Origin of the sequence: Thalassotalea crassostreae (assembly GCF_001831495.1) — a bacterium.
Taxonomy (GTDB): Bacteria; Pseudomonadota; Gammaproteobacteria; order Enterobacterales; family Alteromonadaceae; genus Thalassotalea_A; species Thalassotalea_A crassostreae.
Genome location: NZ_CP017689.1, coordinates 3757043 through 3774171, shown reverse-complemented (window position 1 = coordinate 3774171; position 17129 = coordinate 3757043). Strand labels below are relative to the sequence as shown.

Here is a 17129-nt window from a genome sequence, read left to right as displayed (position 1 = left end):
CTTTATTATCTATTTCGCCGTATGAGTATAAAATTCGCTGATATATTGCCCACCTTTAATTGTGGCAACAATACGCATTTTATATGTATCACCTTGCTTACCAGCTAGTTCTCTCAGTGGCGTAGGGTTAAACCAATAATACGGTGTGTCACTCATTTGTAGTCGATAGGTACTTGCGCTGTCATTACTGTCGACTAAAAATAGTGTTGCAGTATCTAAAGGAAAAGTCGAGTTAATGTGAGTCACACCGTCTTTATCATAGATGTTTACTTTGAAATCTTTAGAAATGAGTACGCAATCGTTATTAATGACGTCACAGCTACTTTCAACGCTTAGCGGAATTAAACGTACTTGTTCGGCTTCGTTAGCGAGATAAAAGTCCGAAGCAACATACCCACCAATGATTAATAATGGTGCCACCAGCATTGCTACTTTTGTGTGTCTATTCATTATGTTAAGTCCTTGTTAATACTTTTTTAACAGATGCTGAATTTGATTGAAAGAGTTTAATGATAATAAAGGCTCCCGAAGGAGCCTTTAGTTAGCTTTATATTGGTTGCTTAGTGAGCGTGAGCTGCACCAGAACCTTTTGGTGTACGCATATTTTCAACCATTTGTTGAATCTCTTCTGGCGCATCACCGGTGATGAACTTAGACACACCGAATGCTACTGCGAAGTTAACGATAGCACCGACTGCACCAAAGGCATTTGGTGAAATACCGAAGAACCAGTTTTGATCTAGGCCACCAAGGAATGACGTACCAGGAATAAACATGATGCCTTTATGCTGGAATACGTACAGCATAGTTACACCAATACCTGAAATCATACCGGCGACAGCAGCTTGACCACTAATCTTCTTCGAGAATATACCCATCATAAGTGCTGGGAATATTGACGATGCAGCAAGACCGAAGGCCAATGCTACCGTACCTGCGGCAAATCCAGGCGGATTTAAACCGAGATAACCAGAGACTAAAATGGATATGGTCATGACAATACGACCGGCTCTAAGCTCCGACTTTTCTGATAAGTCAGGCGTTAACACCCCTTTCATCAAGTCATGGGAAATCGAGGACGATATCGCAAGTAATAAACCGGCAGCCGTAGATAGCGCTGCGGCTAAGCCACCGGCGGCAACTAAGGCTATAACCCAGTTAGGTAAGTTTGCAATCGCAGGGTTCGCCAATACCATGATGTCACGGTCAACTTTAACCATTTCATTTTTCTCAGGGTCAGCAACGTATTGAACTTTACCGTCACCGTTTTTATCTTCAAACTTCAATAGGCCAGTTTGTTCCCAATCTTTAAACCACTGTGGACGTTCAGCATAAACCATGTTTTGACCTGCTTCAGGTTCGATGGTGTTCATTAAGTTGAAACGAGCCATTGCACCAACCGCTGGCGCTACAGTGTAAAGTAAGGCGATAAATACTAATGCATAACCGGCAGAAGAACGTGCCGCTTTCACTGAAGGAACGGTGAAGAAACGCATGATAACGTGCGGCAGACCAGCAGTACCAATCATCAGAGACATCGTATATGCGAACATATTCAATGTGCCACCCATGTTATCTGTGGTGTACTCTTTAAAGCCTAAATCGGTTACTACCATATCCAGTTTATCTAACAAGTAAACACCGCTACCGTCAGCTAAGGTGCTACCTAAACCAAGTTGTGGAATTGGATTACCTGTTAACTGTAATGAAATAAAGATTGCTGGAATGGTGTATGCAAAAATCAATACACAGTACTGGGCGATTTGCGTATAAGTAATACCTTTCATACCACCTAATACCGCATATACCCAAACCACTAACATACCGATGCCAAGACCTAAGTCATAATCTACTTCTAAGAAACGAGAGAACGCTACGCCAACACCTTTCATCTGACCGATGATGTAGGTAAGTGAAGCAATGATTAAACAAATAACCGCAACGATACGTGCAGTTTTTGAATAATAACGATCAGAGATAAACTCAGGAACGGTAAACTTACCATGCTTACGCATATAAGGAGCTAGTAGCATTGCTAATAGTACGTAACCACCGGTCCATCCCATTAAGAATACTGAGCCACCATAGCCCAAGAAAGCAATTAAACCGGCCATTGAGATAAATGACGCCGCACTCATCCAATCGGCACCAATTGCCATACCATTTTGCATTGGCGAAATACCACCACCAGCAACATAGAAATCACTTGTTGAACCTGCACGAGCCCACCAGGCTATTGCGAAGTACAAGCCGAAAGAGCCAAAGACGGCGATATAGGTATAAAGTTTTAACTCATCCATCTTATTCTTCCTCTACGTTATGCTTTTTATCTAGCTTATTCATTTTTGATGAATACCAGAATACTAATGCCACGAAGGTATATATTGAACCTTGTTGGGCAAACCAGAAACCTAGTTTGTAACCCCCAATTCGTATTTCATTTAGCGGCTCGACAAGCAATAAGCCAAAACCAAATGAAACTACAAACCAAATGACAAGGCAGATGAGTATGAGGCGGATGTTTTCAGCCCAGTAACTTTGATTACTCTCCACAATGTTCTCCTAAGAAATAATGTTGTAATTGTTTAAAAACGACGTTTTTTTATTTATAAATTTATCGTCTAAAGTTTCCGAATAAGACTTAAATACAATGAGAAAATCATCAAAAATCTTTTTCTAACTATCAACTTAGCAAGGCAAATTGCAAAAAAGTATTAGACTTTAGGCTAGTATTGGCGATCGAACATTGTAACTTTGCTGTCTATCAGATACATATAAAAGAAGACTTCGAGTAATACTTAATGGTGATTAAATGAATAATGAGCTAGGTGAAATACAAGACTTTATTAAAGCCATAGAGCCGTTTGATCAACTGCCGAATGATGCGATTGCAAGTATCGTTCGCAATATAAGTATTTGTTATGTGCGAAGTGGCGAAGCCCTGCCTCCTAATGGCGTGGAGGTACCAATGTTGTATTTTCTCCGTAAGGGCTCGCTCGCGTACTTTGGCCTTGAGAGAGGTATAGAGAGCGGCAAAGAAACTGAACATAAACGTTTGCTAGGTAAATACGGCGAGCGCGATATTTGCACGGTATTTTGCTCTCCCGATAGCCATGTCGCCATAGAGGTTGTGCCACAAGAAGATACATTACTATACGCCATTAGCTGCAGTGATCTAGCGAGTGTTATTACTGACTATCCCGATGTTGCTGCTTTTTTCAGTCAAACCGCAGCTCAGCGATTAAAAAAACAAGTACGAAAAATTAATGAAGAGGCAATTATGGCATCGACATTAATGAATACCTCGGTCAGTGATTTTTACCATAGCCCTGCTGTCACCATCGAAAATACAAGCAGCATTCAGGCAGCCGCGCAGAAAATGACTGAGCTCGGGTTTTCCTGTTTAGTCGTTGTTGAAGCGGGAACAAATAGCGAATTCCATGAACAAGGTAATGTCGTTGGTATTGTTACCGACAAGGACTTGCGTCGCCGTTGTATCGCTGTTGGTCTTGATTATCAAAAACCAGTGTCTGAAATAATGACAGGCGACCTAAAACTTATGGATATCAACCATAGTGCATACGACGCTTTGATTATGATGACCAGTGCCCATATTCATCATTTACCGGTCACCAAAAATGGCGTTCTTGCCGGTATGGTCACCGTAACCGACTTAATGAATCAAGAAGGTCTGAATGCGGTAAATATGTCGTCGACGATCAGTAAGGCCGGTAGTGTTGAAGATCTAGCCGACTTGGCAAAAATGCTGCCTAAATTGCAAATTCGGATGGCTAAATTGGGCAATACCGCCGATCACGTTGGTAAAACTATCAGTGCAATCACCAATGCAATTACCGCTAAATTAATCGCTATGGCAAAACAACAACTCGGTCCTGAGCCGGTACCGTTTGCGTGGCTCGCCGCTGGTTCGCAAGCAAGACAAGAGCAATTTGCTCACTCCGATCAAGACAATGCCTTAATAATTTCCGATGAAATGAAACCTGAAGATGATCTATGGTTTTCTAAATTGGCTAAATTTGTCAGTGATGGATTGGCTGCATGTGGCTTTATTTATTGCCCTGGTGATGTGATGGCGACCAATGCAAAATGGCGACAAACAGAATCTATTTGGCAACAATATTTTGATCAGTGGATCGACACACCAGAACCGCAGGCGTTAATGCATGGCAGTATCTTTTTTGATTTAAATACTGTCTACGGCGACGAAAGCTTACTTGCTAATATTCGTCGTAATATGCTGCGAAAAACTCAGCAAAACACCTTGTTTATTGCCCATATGTCGACCAACGCTCTGAAATTAAGGCCGCCATTAGGCTTCTTTCGAGACTTTGTATTGAGCTATAACGGCAACGATAAAAAGACATTAGATTTAAAACATAACGGTATTGCGCCGATTGTTGATCTAGCGCGAATATACGCACTACAGGAAGGCATTGTTGCGGTAAATACTCTTGAACGACTGCGACAGGCGTCAGGGACCAAGTCACTAAGTAAAGAGTCGGCAGCGAACTTAATTGATGCCTTAGAGTTTTTGGCAGCGCTCAGGTTTGAGCACCAAGCGCGGCAATTGCAAAGTGGTATTGCTGCCGATAATTATCTTTCACCAAAAGAATTATCAAGCTTAGAACGAGAGCACTTAAAAGATGCGTTTAAAGTGATTAAAGAGCTGCAAAACAGCAGGCAAACAACGTTAGCCTAAAGCAAAGAAGAGTTAAGCTTAACGGCTTAGTCTTTGTTTTATAAACAATTTAAATAACTGGACCATCGTTATGAATGCGTTACTTAATTATTTTTTCTCTCTGGAAAAGCAGCGTAAAAGACTGTTGGCAAAAGCGCCAGAGGGTCCGCTGAAGCAGTTTCTATCGATCCCATTTGTCGGTGAAAATCAAAGCATTGCTGAAACTCAGTTGTTAGCGCTAGATTTTGAAACCACAGGTTTGAATGCTAAGACCGATAAGTTATTGAGTGTTGGTTACGTTACTGTTGATCAAGGTTTAATAAAGCTCGGCCAAAGTGAACATCAAGTGGTAAGAAGTAATGGTGCGCTGTGCAAAGATAATGTCGTCATTCATCAAATAACTGATGATGAAATGGCTAACGGTGAGCCTTTGTCTGAGGTTGTTGAAAAGCTGTTACAAGCACTTGCCGGCAAAGTGATGTTAGTGCATTTTGCCAAAGTTGAAAAAAGTTTTCTACAACAAGCATGCCTTGAGCTCTATGGCATGGCGCCCGTGTTTCCAATTATTGATACCTTAGTGGTAGCAAAACGTCGTTTGGATATGCGTGATACACCATACGATCCTTCCGAGCTGCGATTGGTTAACCTTCGTGATTATTATCAACTGCCAAGTCATTGGCAACACAATGCTTTAAATGATGCCGTCGCAACGGCTGAACTATTAATGGCGCAATTACAGCATAATTACCAAGGCCTGAAGACTCCCTTAAAAAGTGTTTTAATTTAACAGCTTAACGATATAACTCCGATCCATATAAGACTAAAGTCTACCCCGTAATATCGCCATTTTAGACTTAGGTCTAATACCTTTCATAGCAATTACTCTCTAACTTAATTACAACAAAAAGTTATCTGTAGCGGTAACGATAGAAATTTCAGACTGTTTATTCGTCGTTGAAAAATCAACTTACGAGATAGAAAACACAAACTCTCAACACAGTCTAAACAAGAATTTGATGGAGACAAACATGAGTCAGAACGATTCCCAAGACATATTTTACCCAAGCCAAGAAGTGATTGATCAAGCTAATGTCAGCGATTACGAAGCTTTATATAATTATTCTGTAGAAAATCGTGAACAGTTCTGGGCTGAGCAAGCGGATGAACTTGCATGGTTTAAAAAGTGGGATAGCGTGCTCGATGAATCTAATGCGCCATTTTACAAGTGGTTTGATGGCGGTGAAATTAATATTGTTCATAATGCTATCGACCGCCATTTAGAAAATGCTAACCGCAATAAAATGGCAATTATCTGGGAAGGTGAAAACGGTCAGAAACGTAACTTCTCATATAATGGTTTAAACCGCGAAGTTTGTCAGTTTGCCAACGTATTAAAAAGCATGGGCGTTGAGAAAGGCGATGTTGTTACGATCTACATGCCGCAAATTCCAGAACTAGTTTTTGCCATGCTGGCTTGTGCCAAAATCGGTGCGGTTCATTCGGTTGTTTATGGTGGTTTTAGTACTGAAGCGTTAGCTTCTCGTATTGATGCAGCTCATTCTCGTGTATTAATTACTGCCGATGGCGGCTGGCGTCGTGGTAAGCAAATTGACTTAAAGTCTATCGCTGATGATGCGATGAAACGCTCACCAAGCATCGAAGTTTGTATCTGTGTTAAAAATAACGAACTTGATGTAGAAATGGAACCGACTCGTGATTTTTGGTTACATGATTTAAAAGCACTTCCTATTGCCGGCTCAGCCTGTGAAACAGAAAAAACAGGTGCTGAAGACCCATTATTTATCCTTTATACATCAGGTACCACAGGACAACCAAAAGGTATGGTGCATACCCACGGTGGTTATGCTGTCTATACCTCAACCACGCATCGTATGGCGTTTGATATTAAGCCACAAGATAGATGGTGGTGTGCCGCTGATCCAGGTTGGATCACCGGCCATAGCTATATTGTTTACGGTCCACTAATTAATGGCGCAACCATTATGTTGTATGAAGGTGCGCCAAATTATCCTTACCCTAACCGTTGGTGGCAGATCATTGAGAACTACGGCATCAATATTCTTTACACCTCTCCTACTGCAATTCGTGGATTAATGCGTTTTGGTGAACGCTGGCCGAAAAAACATGATCTATCAAGCTTGCGCTTATTAGGTAGTGTTGGTGAGCCAATTAATCCGGAAGCTTGGCGCTGGTACCACGATGTCATTGGTAACGGCAAATGCCCAATTATAGATACTTGGTGGCAAACCGAAACCGGCGGTTTCATGATTTGTCCATTGCCTATCACACCGCTTAAGCCAGGTAGTGCAACCAAACCTTTCTTTGGTAATGAAATCTCCGTTGTTGATGAAGACGGCAATATTGCTGCGCCAAATGAAGAAGGCAAATTAGTCATTAATAACCCTTGGCCTGGTATGGCAAGAACGGTATTTGGTGATGACCAGCGTTATGCCGACCTTTATTGGAGTAAAAAAGACGGCAAATGGCAGTATTTAGCTGGCGATAGCGCCAAAGTCGACGACGATGGTTACATTTGGGTTATTGGTCGTATGGATGAAGTATTGAAAGTGAGTGGTTATCGTTTAGGTACATCAGAAGTAGAAAGTGCTTTGGTTAGTCACCCGCAAGTCACTGAAGCAGCTGCTGTTGGTTTACCTCATGAACTTAAAGGTAATGCGATTCATACCTACGTGATTTTACAGGCCGGGTTAAAAGGCGATAAAGCCTTAGAGCAAGAATTGAAAGCTCATGTCGGTTCGGAAATGGGCAAGATTGCAACCCCTGAACGCGTCGAGTTTGTTGAATCGCTACCGAAAACTCGTTCTGGAAAAATCATGCGCCGTGTACTGAAAGCCCGTGCACTTGGCCAAGACGAAGGTGATTTGAGTACCCTCGAAGAGTAAAAAAAATAATATTTAGCACACAGCGAAAACTTAAATTCAAAAAAAACAAAGGCAGGGATACACCTGCCTAATATAAACAAAAGATCGCTTAACAGGCCAAGCAGTATCACCTTAAGGCGAATGGGAGCAAAAACAATGTTAAATCGAAATAAACTTGCACTAGCAACCTTATTAGCAGCGACCGTTGGTAGCGCTCATGCTGCTTATGTCGTCAAAGTAAATGACACGGATACACTGACATTTGGTGGTTATATACAAGGTGATATACGGTATGTTGATGGTGATGCACAATCGCCTTTAACTACGGATGACTTTTGGATTGGTCATGTAACAAAAGATGATGTTTCTAACGTAAATTTTAACGCCAATTCAACGCGTTTTAATACTAAGTATGTTAGCGGCGATCTTACCGGCTTTATTGAAATGGATTTTTACGGTGGTGGCGGTAATGAAAAATTAACGAACTCAAGCCATCCACGATTACGCCATGCATTTATCAAATATAAAAACTGGACTGTAGGTCAAACATGGTCAACGTTTATGAACACGAGTTCATTAGTTGAAACCGCAGACTTTGGTGGCCCACTTGTTGCTTCTGCGTTTATTCGTCAAGATCAAATTCGATATACCAATGGCGGTTTTCAAATAGCTATTGAAAACCCAGAATCTTACGGTGGAGAAACCGCCGATACAGGTGCCTACGGCGATCAAGATTCGGTACCAGATATTGTTGGTAAATATACTTTAAAAGGTGATTGGGGTAATGCGGCAATCTCTGCTGTTGCAAAGCAGCTAAATACTGTCGGTGGAGAATCTGAGACTGGTGTTGGTTACGGTATCTCTGGTCGCATCAATTCGTTTGGTAAAGATGATTTTCGCTTCGCATTTCACGGTGGCAATACAGGTCGCTACGTAGGCGCTGCAGCTGCAACAGATTTAGTTGGCGAAGAAGTTGAAGAATCAACGGTTATTATGGTTGCATATCGTCATTTCTGGACAGAAACTATGCGTACCAATGTATTCTACGGTAGTCATGAAACAGATGAATCAGATAGAGAGCGTACTCATTGGGGAGTGAATATATTCAACAATGTTACCAAAAAGCTACAGTACGGCTTCGAAGTAGGTAACTTCGAAGCAGCAGATTTAGATGCCGATTCTAATTATGCGCAAATATCTGTGAAATATACTCTTTAGTATAGGAAGTTATTCTCCCGTATGTCACCCAAGCGCAAGCTAAAAGCGGGATTTTTTAGGAAGGCATATGCCTTCCTTTTTTTATGCCGAAAATTACTTAACGCGGGAATCAAAGAAGACATTTAATTATCTGCTAATCATTAGGCTGGGCTATTAGTTCGACACCGGTGTCTTATTCATATAAGTAGACTAATAACTGGCTTTAACTGCTTCGACATTGCTCGAACTAGTAGTGCTAAATTTCATTTCAGTCGTCTACATAAGCCTCTTGCTCAATATTTTAAGTCAAAGTTTTAGTCTAAGTTTTTAGTCAAAGTTTTTGGGAGCCCCAAGCTTGATATCTAGCATTAGCTTATAAATCATACAATTTAATTTTTTTACTTTCTGGATAACGTGGTCATTGACTTAAACCTTTGTGAGACATTGACCATAGCTACAAGTGTTATTAACGGAATGTTAACCTACCATTTACAAAAATACTTATATAAAACAAAGGGTTATCTTTTGAGTCTTTTTCTGTTGTTATGTTTTTGTAAGATATGTCCATTGCAACAATCAAGGAGTAACGTAAACTTAATATCAGTTACAGGATGTGACTAACAAGAAATCGAAAATAGGAAATTTGGTAAGGATGCTATAAGGAAGCTTAACGGATTATTAAGCCAATCAGGAAGATTAGTTAACACGGAAAGTGTCCCGCAAGGGTTTATGGATAGCCAATAAAGTGTCATGAAGACCAAAAACAAACATTTTGGTATGGAAACACAATTTATTATGGATGATAAGCAAGGATATGCAGGGCTGGAATACCAGAACAAATGACAAATTGAATTGTCAAAAGGCGATAGTTTCTATCGCCTTTTTTTTGTCTCACACATCCATGTGTTCACCCTTTCAGGGTAGCTTCGCAAAGAAAAACTATTCCCGATAGTTTTTTGTCTCACACATCCATGTGTTCACCCTTTCAGGGTAGCTTCGCAAAGAAAACTGTTCCATACAGTTTTGGGTTCTATTATCAAGTCGCCAACGTCTCAGAAAAAAGATTTTAAAGTTTAACTAATGCTGCATGTAATCGTCAGTTACAAAGAATATTGAACGAAAACTAACAGTTTTGCCTAACTTTAGCGTAAAATGTAGATAATCTATTGTTATCTAAGAATGTTATGAGCAGAACTAAAAAATCACGTAAGCCAGGACGTATAAAACCGTCAAGCGCACCAGCCTCTATTGTTGGCGAAAGAGAGCCTAGAGCTCGTAAGAAATCAGGTAATAAAGCTGGAACTCGTCAAACAGTTGCTAATGTTGAACGCAATCCAAAGCAAGAGACTGTGGATAAAGACCCACGTATTGGCAGCAAAAAACCGATTGATTTAGGCATTTCACTAAAACCTCAAGTTAAAAAACCTAAAGCTAAATCTGAGCAATCAGCGCCTATAGCTGCGATTCGTGTTGCTGAAGAAACGACTCAAGTTGATCAAACAGAGTTATTGGAACAAGAATTACTAGCGATAGAAAGTAACCAAGAGCTACAAATTCTTGCCGCTAAAGTAGACGCAGGCGAAGATGTTTCTGAGCAAGAAGCTGAATTACTGGCGACAAGCCTAGAACGTTACCAACAAATTATTGACCAACTTGATTTAGCAGGTTCAGATGAAACTGAACAAGAAGCTATTGAAAATTCGGCAAGTGACGACGAAGACGACCTACTAGATAAACTCGACGACTTAGATCTATCTGAATTTAAATAACAGGCTAAAACATGACAACAACCATGATTCTATTATTGTGCGTGGCTGCCGTTGTGATTTTTTCACTGGCAACCTATGCAACAGTCTTATTGCTTAAATTACGCGAGCAAAATAAGCAACAACTTGCATTGGCGGAAGAGCAAAGACTCAAACATAACGCTAAAGACTTGAAAATCATCAATTCAGTAGTGTTAATTGGCAAAGCCATGGAGCAAGAGCAGTGTGAGATTTCAGAAGGGTGTTGGCGATTATCTGTGTTGATTGAATCTATGGAAAATGGCTCAGAAGAAATACAAACTCAATTTCCTGCTATATTTAAGTTATATAGTAAAATCAAACATATGCCGATTTTAGATGCTCGTAAAGAGTTAACTAAGAAAGATAGGTTAACTCTTGACTTAGAGCGTATGGGCCATGAACAAGAATTTGAGTCTGCGGTAATGTTGGATGTTAAAAACCTAGTTCCTTATGCTGAGAATTTACAACAGGAGCTAAATCAACAATAAAAATAGAAAGGGAGCTGAATAATGTCTGAGCAGCTGAAAAGTGAATTCACCAAACGCATTATTGAATTACAATCTAGAGTTTCGTCAATCCATGAAGACTTTGCCGACGGAAGAGCCGCAGATTGGTCAGAACAAGCCGGTGAACGTGAAAATGATGAAGTGTTAAACGCACTCGAATCAGAAGCTAAGATTGAAATCCAGCAACTTTCTAATGCCATTACTCGAATCGACAATGGCTCCTATGGTGTATGCATGGATTGCGGCGAAGAAATCGCGGCCAAACGATTAGAAGTTCAACCATCAGCGACCAAATGTATACAATGTGCAGACTAGTTCTGCACCAATCCAGTTAAACCAATTTCATCGCTTTATGCATCTGCAAATGTTAATCAATTGCTAAATGATTGCGCTCGATCAATAAAAAATTATGTCGTTTCGATAGAATGACAAACTTAAAATAGTAATAGGTTTGTTTGATGTCATCTAAAATGTTTTCCCCTGAATTATTGTCTAAATATAACGTAAGCGGCCCTCGCTATACCTCTTATCCTACGGCGCTTGAATTTCATTCAGACTTTTCTGAAAATGATTTTGTGCAAGCTGTTGAAAATTCAGAAAATAACAATTTGTCTCTCTATGTTCATGTGCCATTTTGTCATAGCCTTTGCTATTACTGTGGTTGCAACAAGATTGTTACTCGTCATAGTGACAAAGCAGATGAATACCTCGATTATTTGTTTAAAGAAATTGAATCGAGAGCACCTTTATTCAAAAGCCATAAAGTAAAACAGTTACATTGGGGGGGCGGCACACCAACATTTTTAACCAAACAACAAATCAGTCGATTAGTTGATAAGTTAAAGTCGAGTTACGATTTTGATGAACAGTTAGAAATGAGCATTGAAATTGACCCAAGAGAAATTGAATTAGATTTAATCGACCACCTATACGAAGTTGGTTTTAATCGTATCAGTATCGGTGTTCAAGATGTTGATACGAAAGTTCAAAAAGCGATTAATAGAGAGCAGAGCACAGAGTTTATTATTGATCTAGTTCAACGTGCTAAGGCTGTTGGTATCAGCTCGGTTAATATCGATTTAATTTATGGTTTACCCCATCAAACACCGGAGACATTCGCCAACACTATCGCTGCGGTTAAATTAATTGATCCAGACCGAATTTCATTATTTAGTTACGCCCATCTACCAAGTCGCTTTGCGGCACAACGCAAAATCCGTGACCAATGGTTGCCAAATGCTGAGCAAAAATTAACATTGATGCAATACGCCATTGAGTCGTTTTTAGACTTGGGCTATGAATTTATTGGTATGGATCATTTTGCAAAACCTAACGATGAATTGGCGATTGCTCAACGTGAAGGAAAATTGCACCGAAATTTCCAAGGTTATACGACACTTGGAGAATGTGATTTATTAGCGTTAGGCGTGTCTTCTATTAGCGCTATTGGTCAAAGTTTTAGTCAGAATAGCAAAACCTTAAAAGAATATTATCAAGCAGTTAATGAAAAAGGTAACGCCCTTGAAAAAGGTATTGCGACCACAATTGATGATACGATTCGCGCCCATGTGATCAAAGAGTTGATGTGTAATTTCAGTATTAATAAAATTAGTGTCAGTGCTCTTTATAACATTAGTTTTGATGACTACTTTGCTGACGACTTATTAAGCCTTAATACTTTTATTGAAGATGATTTGGTAACGATCACCGATGATGAAATTATTGTTGCTGAAAAAGGACGCTTATTGATCCGTAATATTTGCATGTCGTTTGACGCATATTTAAAGACGAAATTACATCAACAACGATTCTCTCGTGTGATTTAATATTCATAATTCAGTGCTGACAGTATTAGTCTGTACTGACATCACCTAAACAAAAGCTAGAGCCAGCACTGTGAATAAGCAATTGCTGGCTTTTTTCATGTTCTACTATATCGGCTAATTCTGCCCACTGATAAAACACATTACGATGAATGCTCGCCATTAGATTACGACGAATGTTGATACTCAATTGGCCATTACTATCGATAACCAATGGATGTTCGTCATTAAGTAAAACCCGATCACCTAAGTTCGTTGTCAATTCCATCGTTGCAGGCTCTATATCTTCAAGCCATTGCCAAGACGTAACCACAAAAGGTAACTGTTCTACCTTAATCTTAATTTTCTCTACTGGCGTTACCAAAAAGTATTCGTCGTCTTGATATTTTATCACGCTGGCAAATAGCTTTACTAAGCGTAACCGTTCAATGGCGCTGCCGTTATAGTGCCAATCACCATTTGCTTTGATAATAATATCTATCTCACCGCAATATGGTGGATCCCACTGTTCAACTGGAGGAAAGGCGCTTTCTTGGTCGGCAAGTTGCTTACGGATACTTTCAAGAGACATAGTGGTGTTTGATAGTAGTTAATTGGTAGATTAATTATAGCACTCGCCACGTTTGGCTCGTGCTATGCAAAATTAAGCAGCGAAATGGGTAACCTTGTTTTTACCGTTAGCTTTTGATTCGTACATCGCTTCATCGGCTTTTTTGATGACCGATTCTAAGTCATCATCTTCGGTTACTTGTGCTAAGCCAAGACTCACTGTGGTTGAAAAACTATGGCCATCGAAATCAATTACACATTCTTCAATCGCTTTACGAATACGTTCTGCCAAGTTATAAGCATCACCTAGCGAGTTATTATGACACCCGATCATAAATTCTTCGCCACCAATACGACCACAAAAATCACTGGCACGGATCATAGTGCGGGTAAGTTCTGCTACTTCGACTAATGTTTGGTCACCGGCAGGATGCCCATATTGGTCGTTGATTAACTTGAAGTTATCGATATCAAAGGCAATGAATGTTAAAGGCTTTTGTTGGCGATTTGCTTGGGCAATAGCCATCTTCGCTAGATTCATAAAAGCGCGACGATTTGGTAGGTGAGTAAGCATATCCGTACGCGCTTCAAACTCAGCTTGTTCTTTAGCGGCTTTAAGCATCTGATTTTGACGCTTCACTTGTTCTTGCAATGCGTAAGCTTGTTCATAAGCATCAGTGATTGAATCGATGTCTTCAGCTGACCCTTCACTAAAGTGAATTTTTGCTTTGTTATACATCGCCCATAATAAACAAATTAATTGCGCTAACATGCCAACCGTTGGTAAATAAACTAAACCATAAGTTGGTTTAACATACCCCCAAGACTGTAAATTAAGAACCAGTAATGTGACGAAAAATAGCGACTTAGCTAGGATCATCGTCGACATTTGTTTTTCACCTTTTACGCCACAATAAATTGCAGTAATTATCGCAACAGGGAAGGTGAAAATTGCTAATTGTTGAATATCCATGGCTAATTCATGGAAGCCTATAATGGCTACCGGCAACGCAATTAGAGCTAATAGCAAAGTCAGATGTAGAATTTTATCGGCGAGCAAAGAGTGATATGACGCATTACTGTAAGCTCGAATAAATTGAATACCAGCAGCCATCATAACCACCATAGAAATAGTGCCGAGCGGATGGTAATCAAGATTTGGAATATAAAGGTTAAGGATGCCGGTAACTAAGCCAAGTACCGGAAATGAACTCAGTGCAAATAAGCTATACCAAAGGAAGAACTTTTCTTTTAAAACCCTAAATAGAACAAGGCTAATAAATGACGATACGATGATGAAACAAAACACAATACCGAAGATGATGTGCTCAACATTCGAAGCATGTACTAAATTCGCTGTTGACCAAATTCTAAAATCAGTAAACCTAACGGTGGCAATATCGCTATAGGTTTCAATTAATAATTCTTTACTTTCATTTGGCTCAAGATTGAGCGGTAACGCCACTCTCGGCGTTGAAATCTCTCTTTGATTAGACGTGTCACGAAGATCATTCTTTACTAAATTAAAGGCGCTATTGCTGCCGGATAAACGTTGGTATAAAACCACAGTAGATGGCTGATTAAACGGGTATTCAATATATACGGTTAAGTTTTTATCAGTGCCGTTTCTAACGACTAATTTGCTCCATACAGAACCTGAAGTTTTTTCTAACCAAGAATTGATATCGGCGTCGGCGGCAATAAATTTATCAGAATTGGCAACACTTTGAGCAGTTAAGGTAGAATCTTTATCGATTAAGTAGGCACTGTTCGCGCTGACAGATATGCCTTGCTCATTACCATTAAGTACGATTGTCGGTAAGCTATTTTCGGCATAACTAGCCACGCTAAATAAAGCGATAATAGTAATGCAAAAAGTAGAAATGAATTTATTTAAATACGACATATAATTATTGTTATTAGTTACATTCTTATAATATTGGTTCGTAAACCAATATGTAATCTTATTTGTACGTTGTCATACGTTAACTAATCTAGCAGATTTAGAAGCAAATTGTAATTTAGTCTCATAAAAAAGCTGAGATATTAACCAGACTAAAAATAAATTGATATGATTTAATGATACAGGGTTGAATGTTTTAGGCGATCTATATACAATCCGCGCACTGTTTCAAACCTTGATGCAGCTGTTTATTCTAAACATCAGTGGTGGCTATAGCTCAGTTGGTAGAGCCCCGGATTGTGATTCCGGTTGTCGTGGGTTCAAATCCCATTAGCCACCCCACTTTCTCAAATTAATTTAAACTTTATTCATTAGAATCACTTGTGATTCCGACTTACAATTTCCGTGAGGTTCAAATCCCATTAGCCACCCCACTTTCTCAAATTAATTTAAACTTTATTCATTAGAATCACTTGTGATTCCGACTTACAATTTCCGTGAGGTTCAAATCCCATTAGCCACCCCACTTTCTCAAATTAATTTAAACTTTATTCATTAGAATCACTTGTGATTCCGACTTACAATTTCCGTGAGGTTCAAATCCCATTAGCCACCCCACTTTCTCAAATTAATTTAAACTTTATTCATTAGAATCACTTGTGATTCCGACTTACAATTTCCGTGAGGCTCAAATCCCATTAGCCACCCGGTAATCCCCCCATTTTCTCAAATTAATTTAAACTTTACTCATTAGAATCACGGGTGATTCCATTCTCAGTTTCCGTGAGGTTCAACATTGTAAACAGTCATTTTATTTAATTATTTTAAAAACCACCTTTTAGTTTAATCAAACTACCATTAATATAGTTAGTCGATGAAAAGTAAGGTTAAAAGTAATGAAAAAAGATATAAAACAAATACAAAATGCCCAATTAGGTATTTTAGAGCAGTTACTAGCGGTGTTTAAAGAACATAACCTCAATTATATTGCTGTTTGTGGAACGTTACTTGGTGCTTATCGACATAAGGGCTTTATTCCTTGGGATGACGATATTGATCTTGGTATGCCAAGAGAGGACTATGACAGGTTTTTAAAGATGCAGAATGACATGCCTGACAATTTGTTTATTCAACATTACTCAACCGAATCAACCTACCCTTTATATTTTGCTAAGGTTCGTTTAAATGGTTCTCGTTTTGTAGAGCGACGTTTTAAAACCTTCGATATTCATCATGGTGTCTACGTAGATATTTTTCCATTAGATAATATCGATAAAAGTACAAATACAGAGAGTAAATTTAAGCAACTAGAAAAATGCTCTGATAATTTTCGTCGCAGTTTAAAACCATATAAGAAGTGGTTATATTTTCTTACGAACCCTTTTAAAAATGCCAAATCATATTTTGCTGAATATGACAAAGTTAGCCAAAGCGATAATGATAAAAGTGTAGATAAGATTGGTTACCTTTTACTGCATGATTATTTTGACGTTCAGGAAAATTGGTCTGAGCACCAGCTTCCTTTCGAACATTTAATGATAAATGTTCCTCATAACATCGAAAAATATTTAGAATATAAATATGGCAACTATATGGAACTGCCAGCAGAAAAAGATAGAAAAACCCATAATATTATTGAGTTCTCACTTTAGTTAGTGTGACTTGTATAAGTCTTTATATTTTGCGGTGATTTATTATTTAAAGCTCGAGTTTAAATAATAAATCACTCTAAATCCTTTTACTAATAAAGCTTTCTAATGTG

At 39.1% G+C, this 17129-nt stretch carries 14 protein-coding genes and 1 tRNA gene; 10 read left to right on the top strand and 5 right to left on the bottom strand.

Annotation, left to right across the window (positions count from 1 at the left end):
* Positions 1-9: 9 nt before the first annotated feature.
* The 3 genes from LT090_RS16255 to LT090_RS16245 form a co-directional block, all read right to left on the bottom strand.
* On the bottom strand, positions 10-450 hold the full coding sequence (locus tag LT090_RS16255) for a hypothetical protein (RefSeq protein ID WP_068547752.1): 441 nt from the start codon (positions 448-450) through the stop codon (positions 10-12).
* A 110-nt stretch (positions 451-560) separates the two neighbouring features.
* Entirely contained in the window at positions 561-2300 is a 1740-nt protein-coding gene (locus LT090_RS16250) for a sodium:solute symporter family protein (protein ID WP_068547753.1), read from the bottom strand.
* A 1-nt stretch (position 2301) separates the two neighbouring features.
* Positions 2302-2553 carry a DUF4212 domain-containing protein gene (locus LT090_RS16245; RefSeq protein ID WP_068547754.1) on the bottom strand — a complete coding sequence of 84 codons (252 nt, stop codon included), beginning with the start codon at positions 2551-2553 and terminating at the stop codon, positions 2302-2304.
* Positions 2554-2812: 259 nt separating this feature from the next.
* On the opposite strand from LT090_RS16245, the gene LT090_RS16240 reads away from it, so the two are divergent.
* The 8 genes from LT090_RS16240 to hemN all read left to right on the top strand — a co-directional run bounded on the left by LT090_RS16240 (position 2813) and on the right by hemN (position 12918).
* A complete protein-coding gene (locus LT090_RS16240; RefSeq protein ID WP_068547755.1) occupies positions 2813-4720 on the top strand; it encodes a putative nucleotidyltransferase substrate binding domain-containing protein in 1908 nt (635 codons plus the stop codon).
* Between the two features lie 70 nt (positions 4721-4790).
* On the top strand, positions 4791-5486 hold the full coding sequence (locus LT090_RS16235; RefSeq protein WP_068547756.1) for an exonuclease domain-containing protein: 696 nt from the start codon (positions 4791-4793) through the stop codon (positions 5484-5486).
* A 241-nt stretch (positions 5487-5727) separates the two neighbouring features.
* The gene (gene acs / locus LT090_RS16230; RefSeq protein WP_068547757.1) at positions 5728-7623 is read left to right on the top strand and encodes an acetate--CoA ligase; all 1896 of its coding nucleotides are present in this window, start codon (positions 5728-5730) and stop codon (positions 7621-7623) included.
* A 135-nt stretch (positions 7624-7758) separates the two neighbouring features.
* The gene (locus LT090_RS16225) at positions 7759-8820 is read left to right on the top strand and encodes a DcaP family trimeric outer membrane transporter (protein WP_068547758.1); all 1062 of its coding nucleotides are present in this window, start codon (positions 7759-7761) and stop codon (positions 8818-8820) included.
* Between the two features lie 1163 nt (positions 8821-9983).
* Positions 9984-10568, top strand: a complete 585-nt coding sequence (locus tag LT090_RS16220; protein ID WP_068547759.1) for a GTPase-activating protein — start codon at positions 9984-9986, stop codon at positions 10566-10568.
* An 11-nt stretch (positions 10569-10579) separates the two neighbouring features.
* A complete protein-coding gene (locus LT090_RS16215; protein WP_068547760.1) occupies positions 10580-11074 on the top strand; it encodes a DUF2489 domain-containing protein in 495 nt (164 codons plus the stop codon).
* Positions 11075-11095: 21 nt separating this feature from the next.
* Positions 11096-11407: a TraR/DksA family transcriptional regulator gene (locus LT090_RS16210; protein ID WP_068547761.1), complete on the top strand. Its 312-nt coding sequence runs from the start codon at positions 11096-11098 to the stop codon at positions 11405-11407.
* A 143-nt stretch (positions 11408-11550) separates the two neighbouring features.
* Positions 11551-12918, top strand: coding sequence for an oxygen-independent coproporphyrinogen III oxidase (hemN, locus tag LT090_RS16205; RefSeq protein WP_068547762.1), 1368 nt, complete (start codon positions 11551-11553; stop codon positions 12916-12918).
* Positions 12919-12943: 25 nt separating this feature from the next.
* Here hemN and LT090_RS16200 read toward each other — a convergent pair whose 3' ends face one another.
* Together LT090_RS16200 and LT090_RS16195 are read right to left on the bottom strand one after the other, a co-directional pair.
* Positions 12944-13486 (bottom strand): DUF1285 domain-containing protein, encoded by a 543-nt coding sequence (locus tag LT090_RS16200; RefSeq protein ID WP_068547763.1) that lies wholly within the window; start codon positions 13484-13486, stop codon positions 12944-12946.
* A gap of 72 nt (positions 13487-13558) precedes the next feature.
* Complete coding sequence (locus tag LT090_RS16195; RefSeq protein ID WP_068547764.1) at positions 13559-15370, bottom strand: sensor domain-containing diguanylate cyclase; 1812 nt, start codon at positions 15368-15370, stop codon at positions 13559-13561.
* 263 nt (positions 15371-15633) lie between these two features.
* Between LT090_RS16195 and LT090_RS16190 the strand changes: the two genes are divergently transcribed.
* Both LT090_RS16190 and LT090_RS16185 read left to right on the top strand, forming a co-directional pair.
* Positions 15634-15709, top strand: a tRNA-His gene (locus LT090_RS16190).
* 554 nt (positions 15710-16263) lie between these two features.
* The gene (locus tag LT090_RS16185) at positions 16264-17019 is read left to right on the top strand and encodes a LicD family protein (protein ID WP_068547765.1); all 756 of its coding nucleotides are present in this window, start codon (positions 16264-16266) and stop codon (positions 17017-17019) included.
* Positions 17020-17129: the final 110 nt, after the last annotated feature.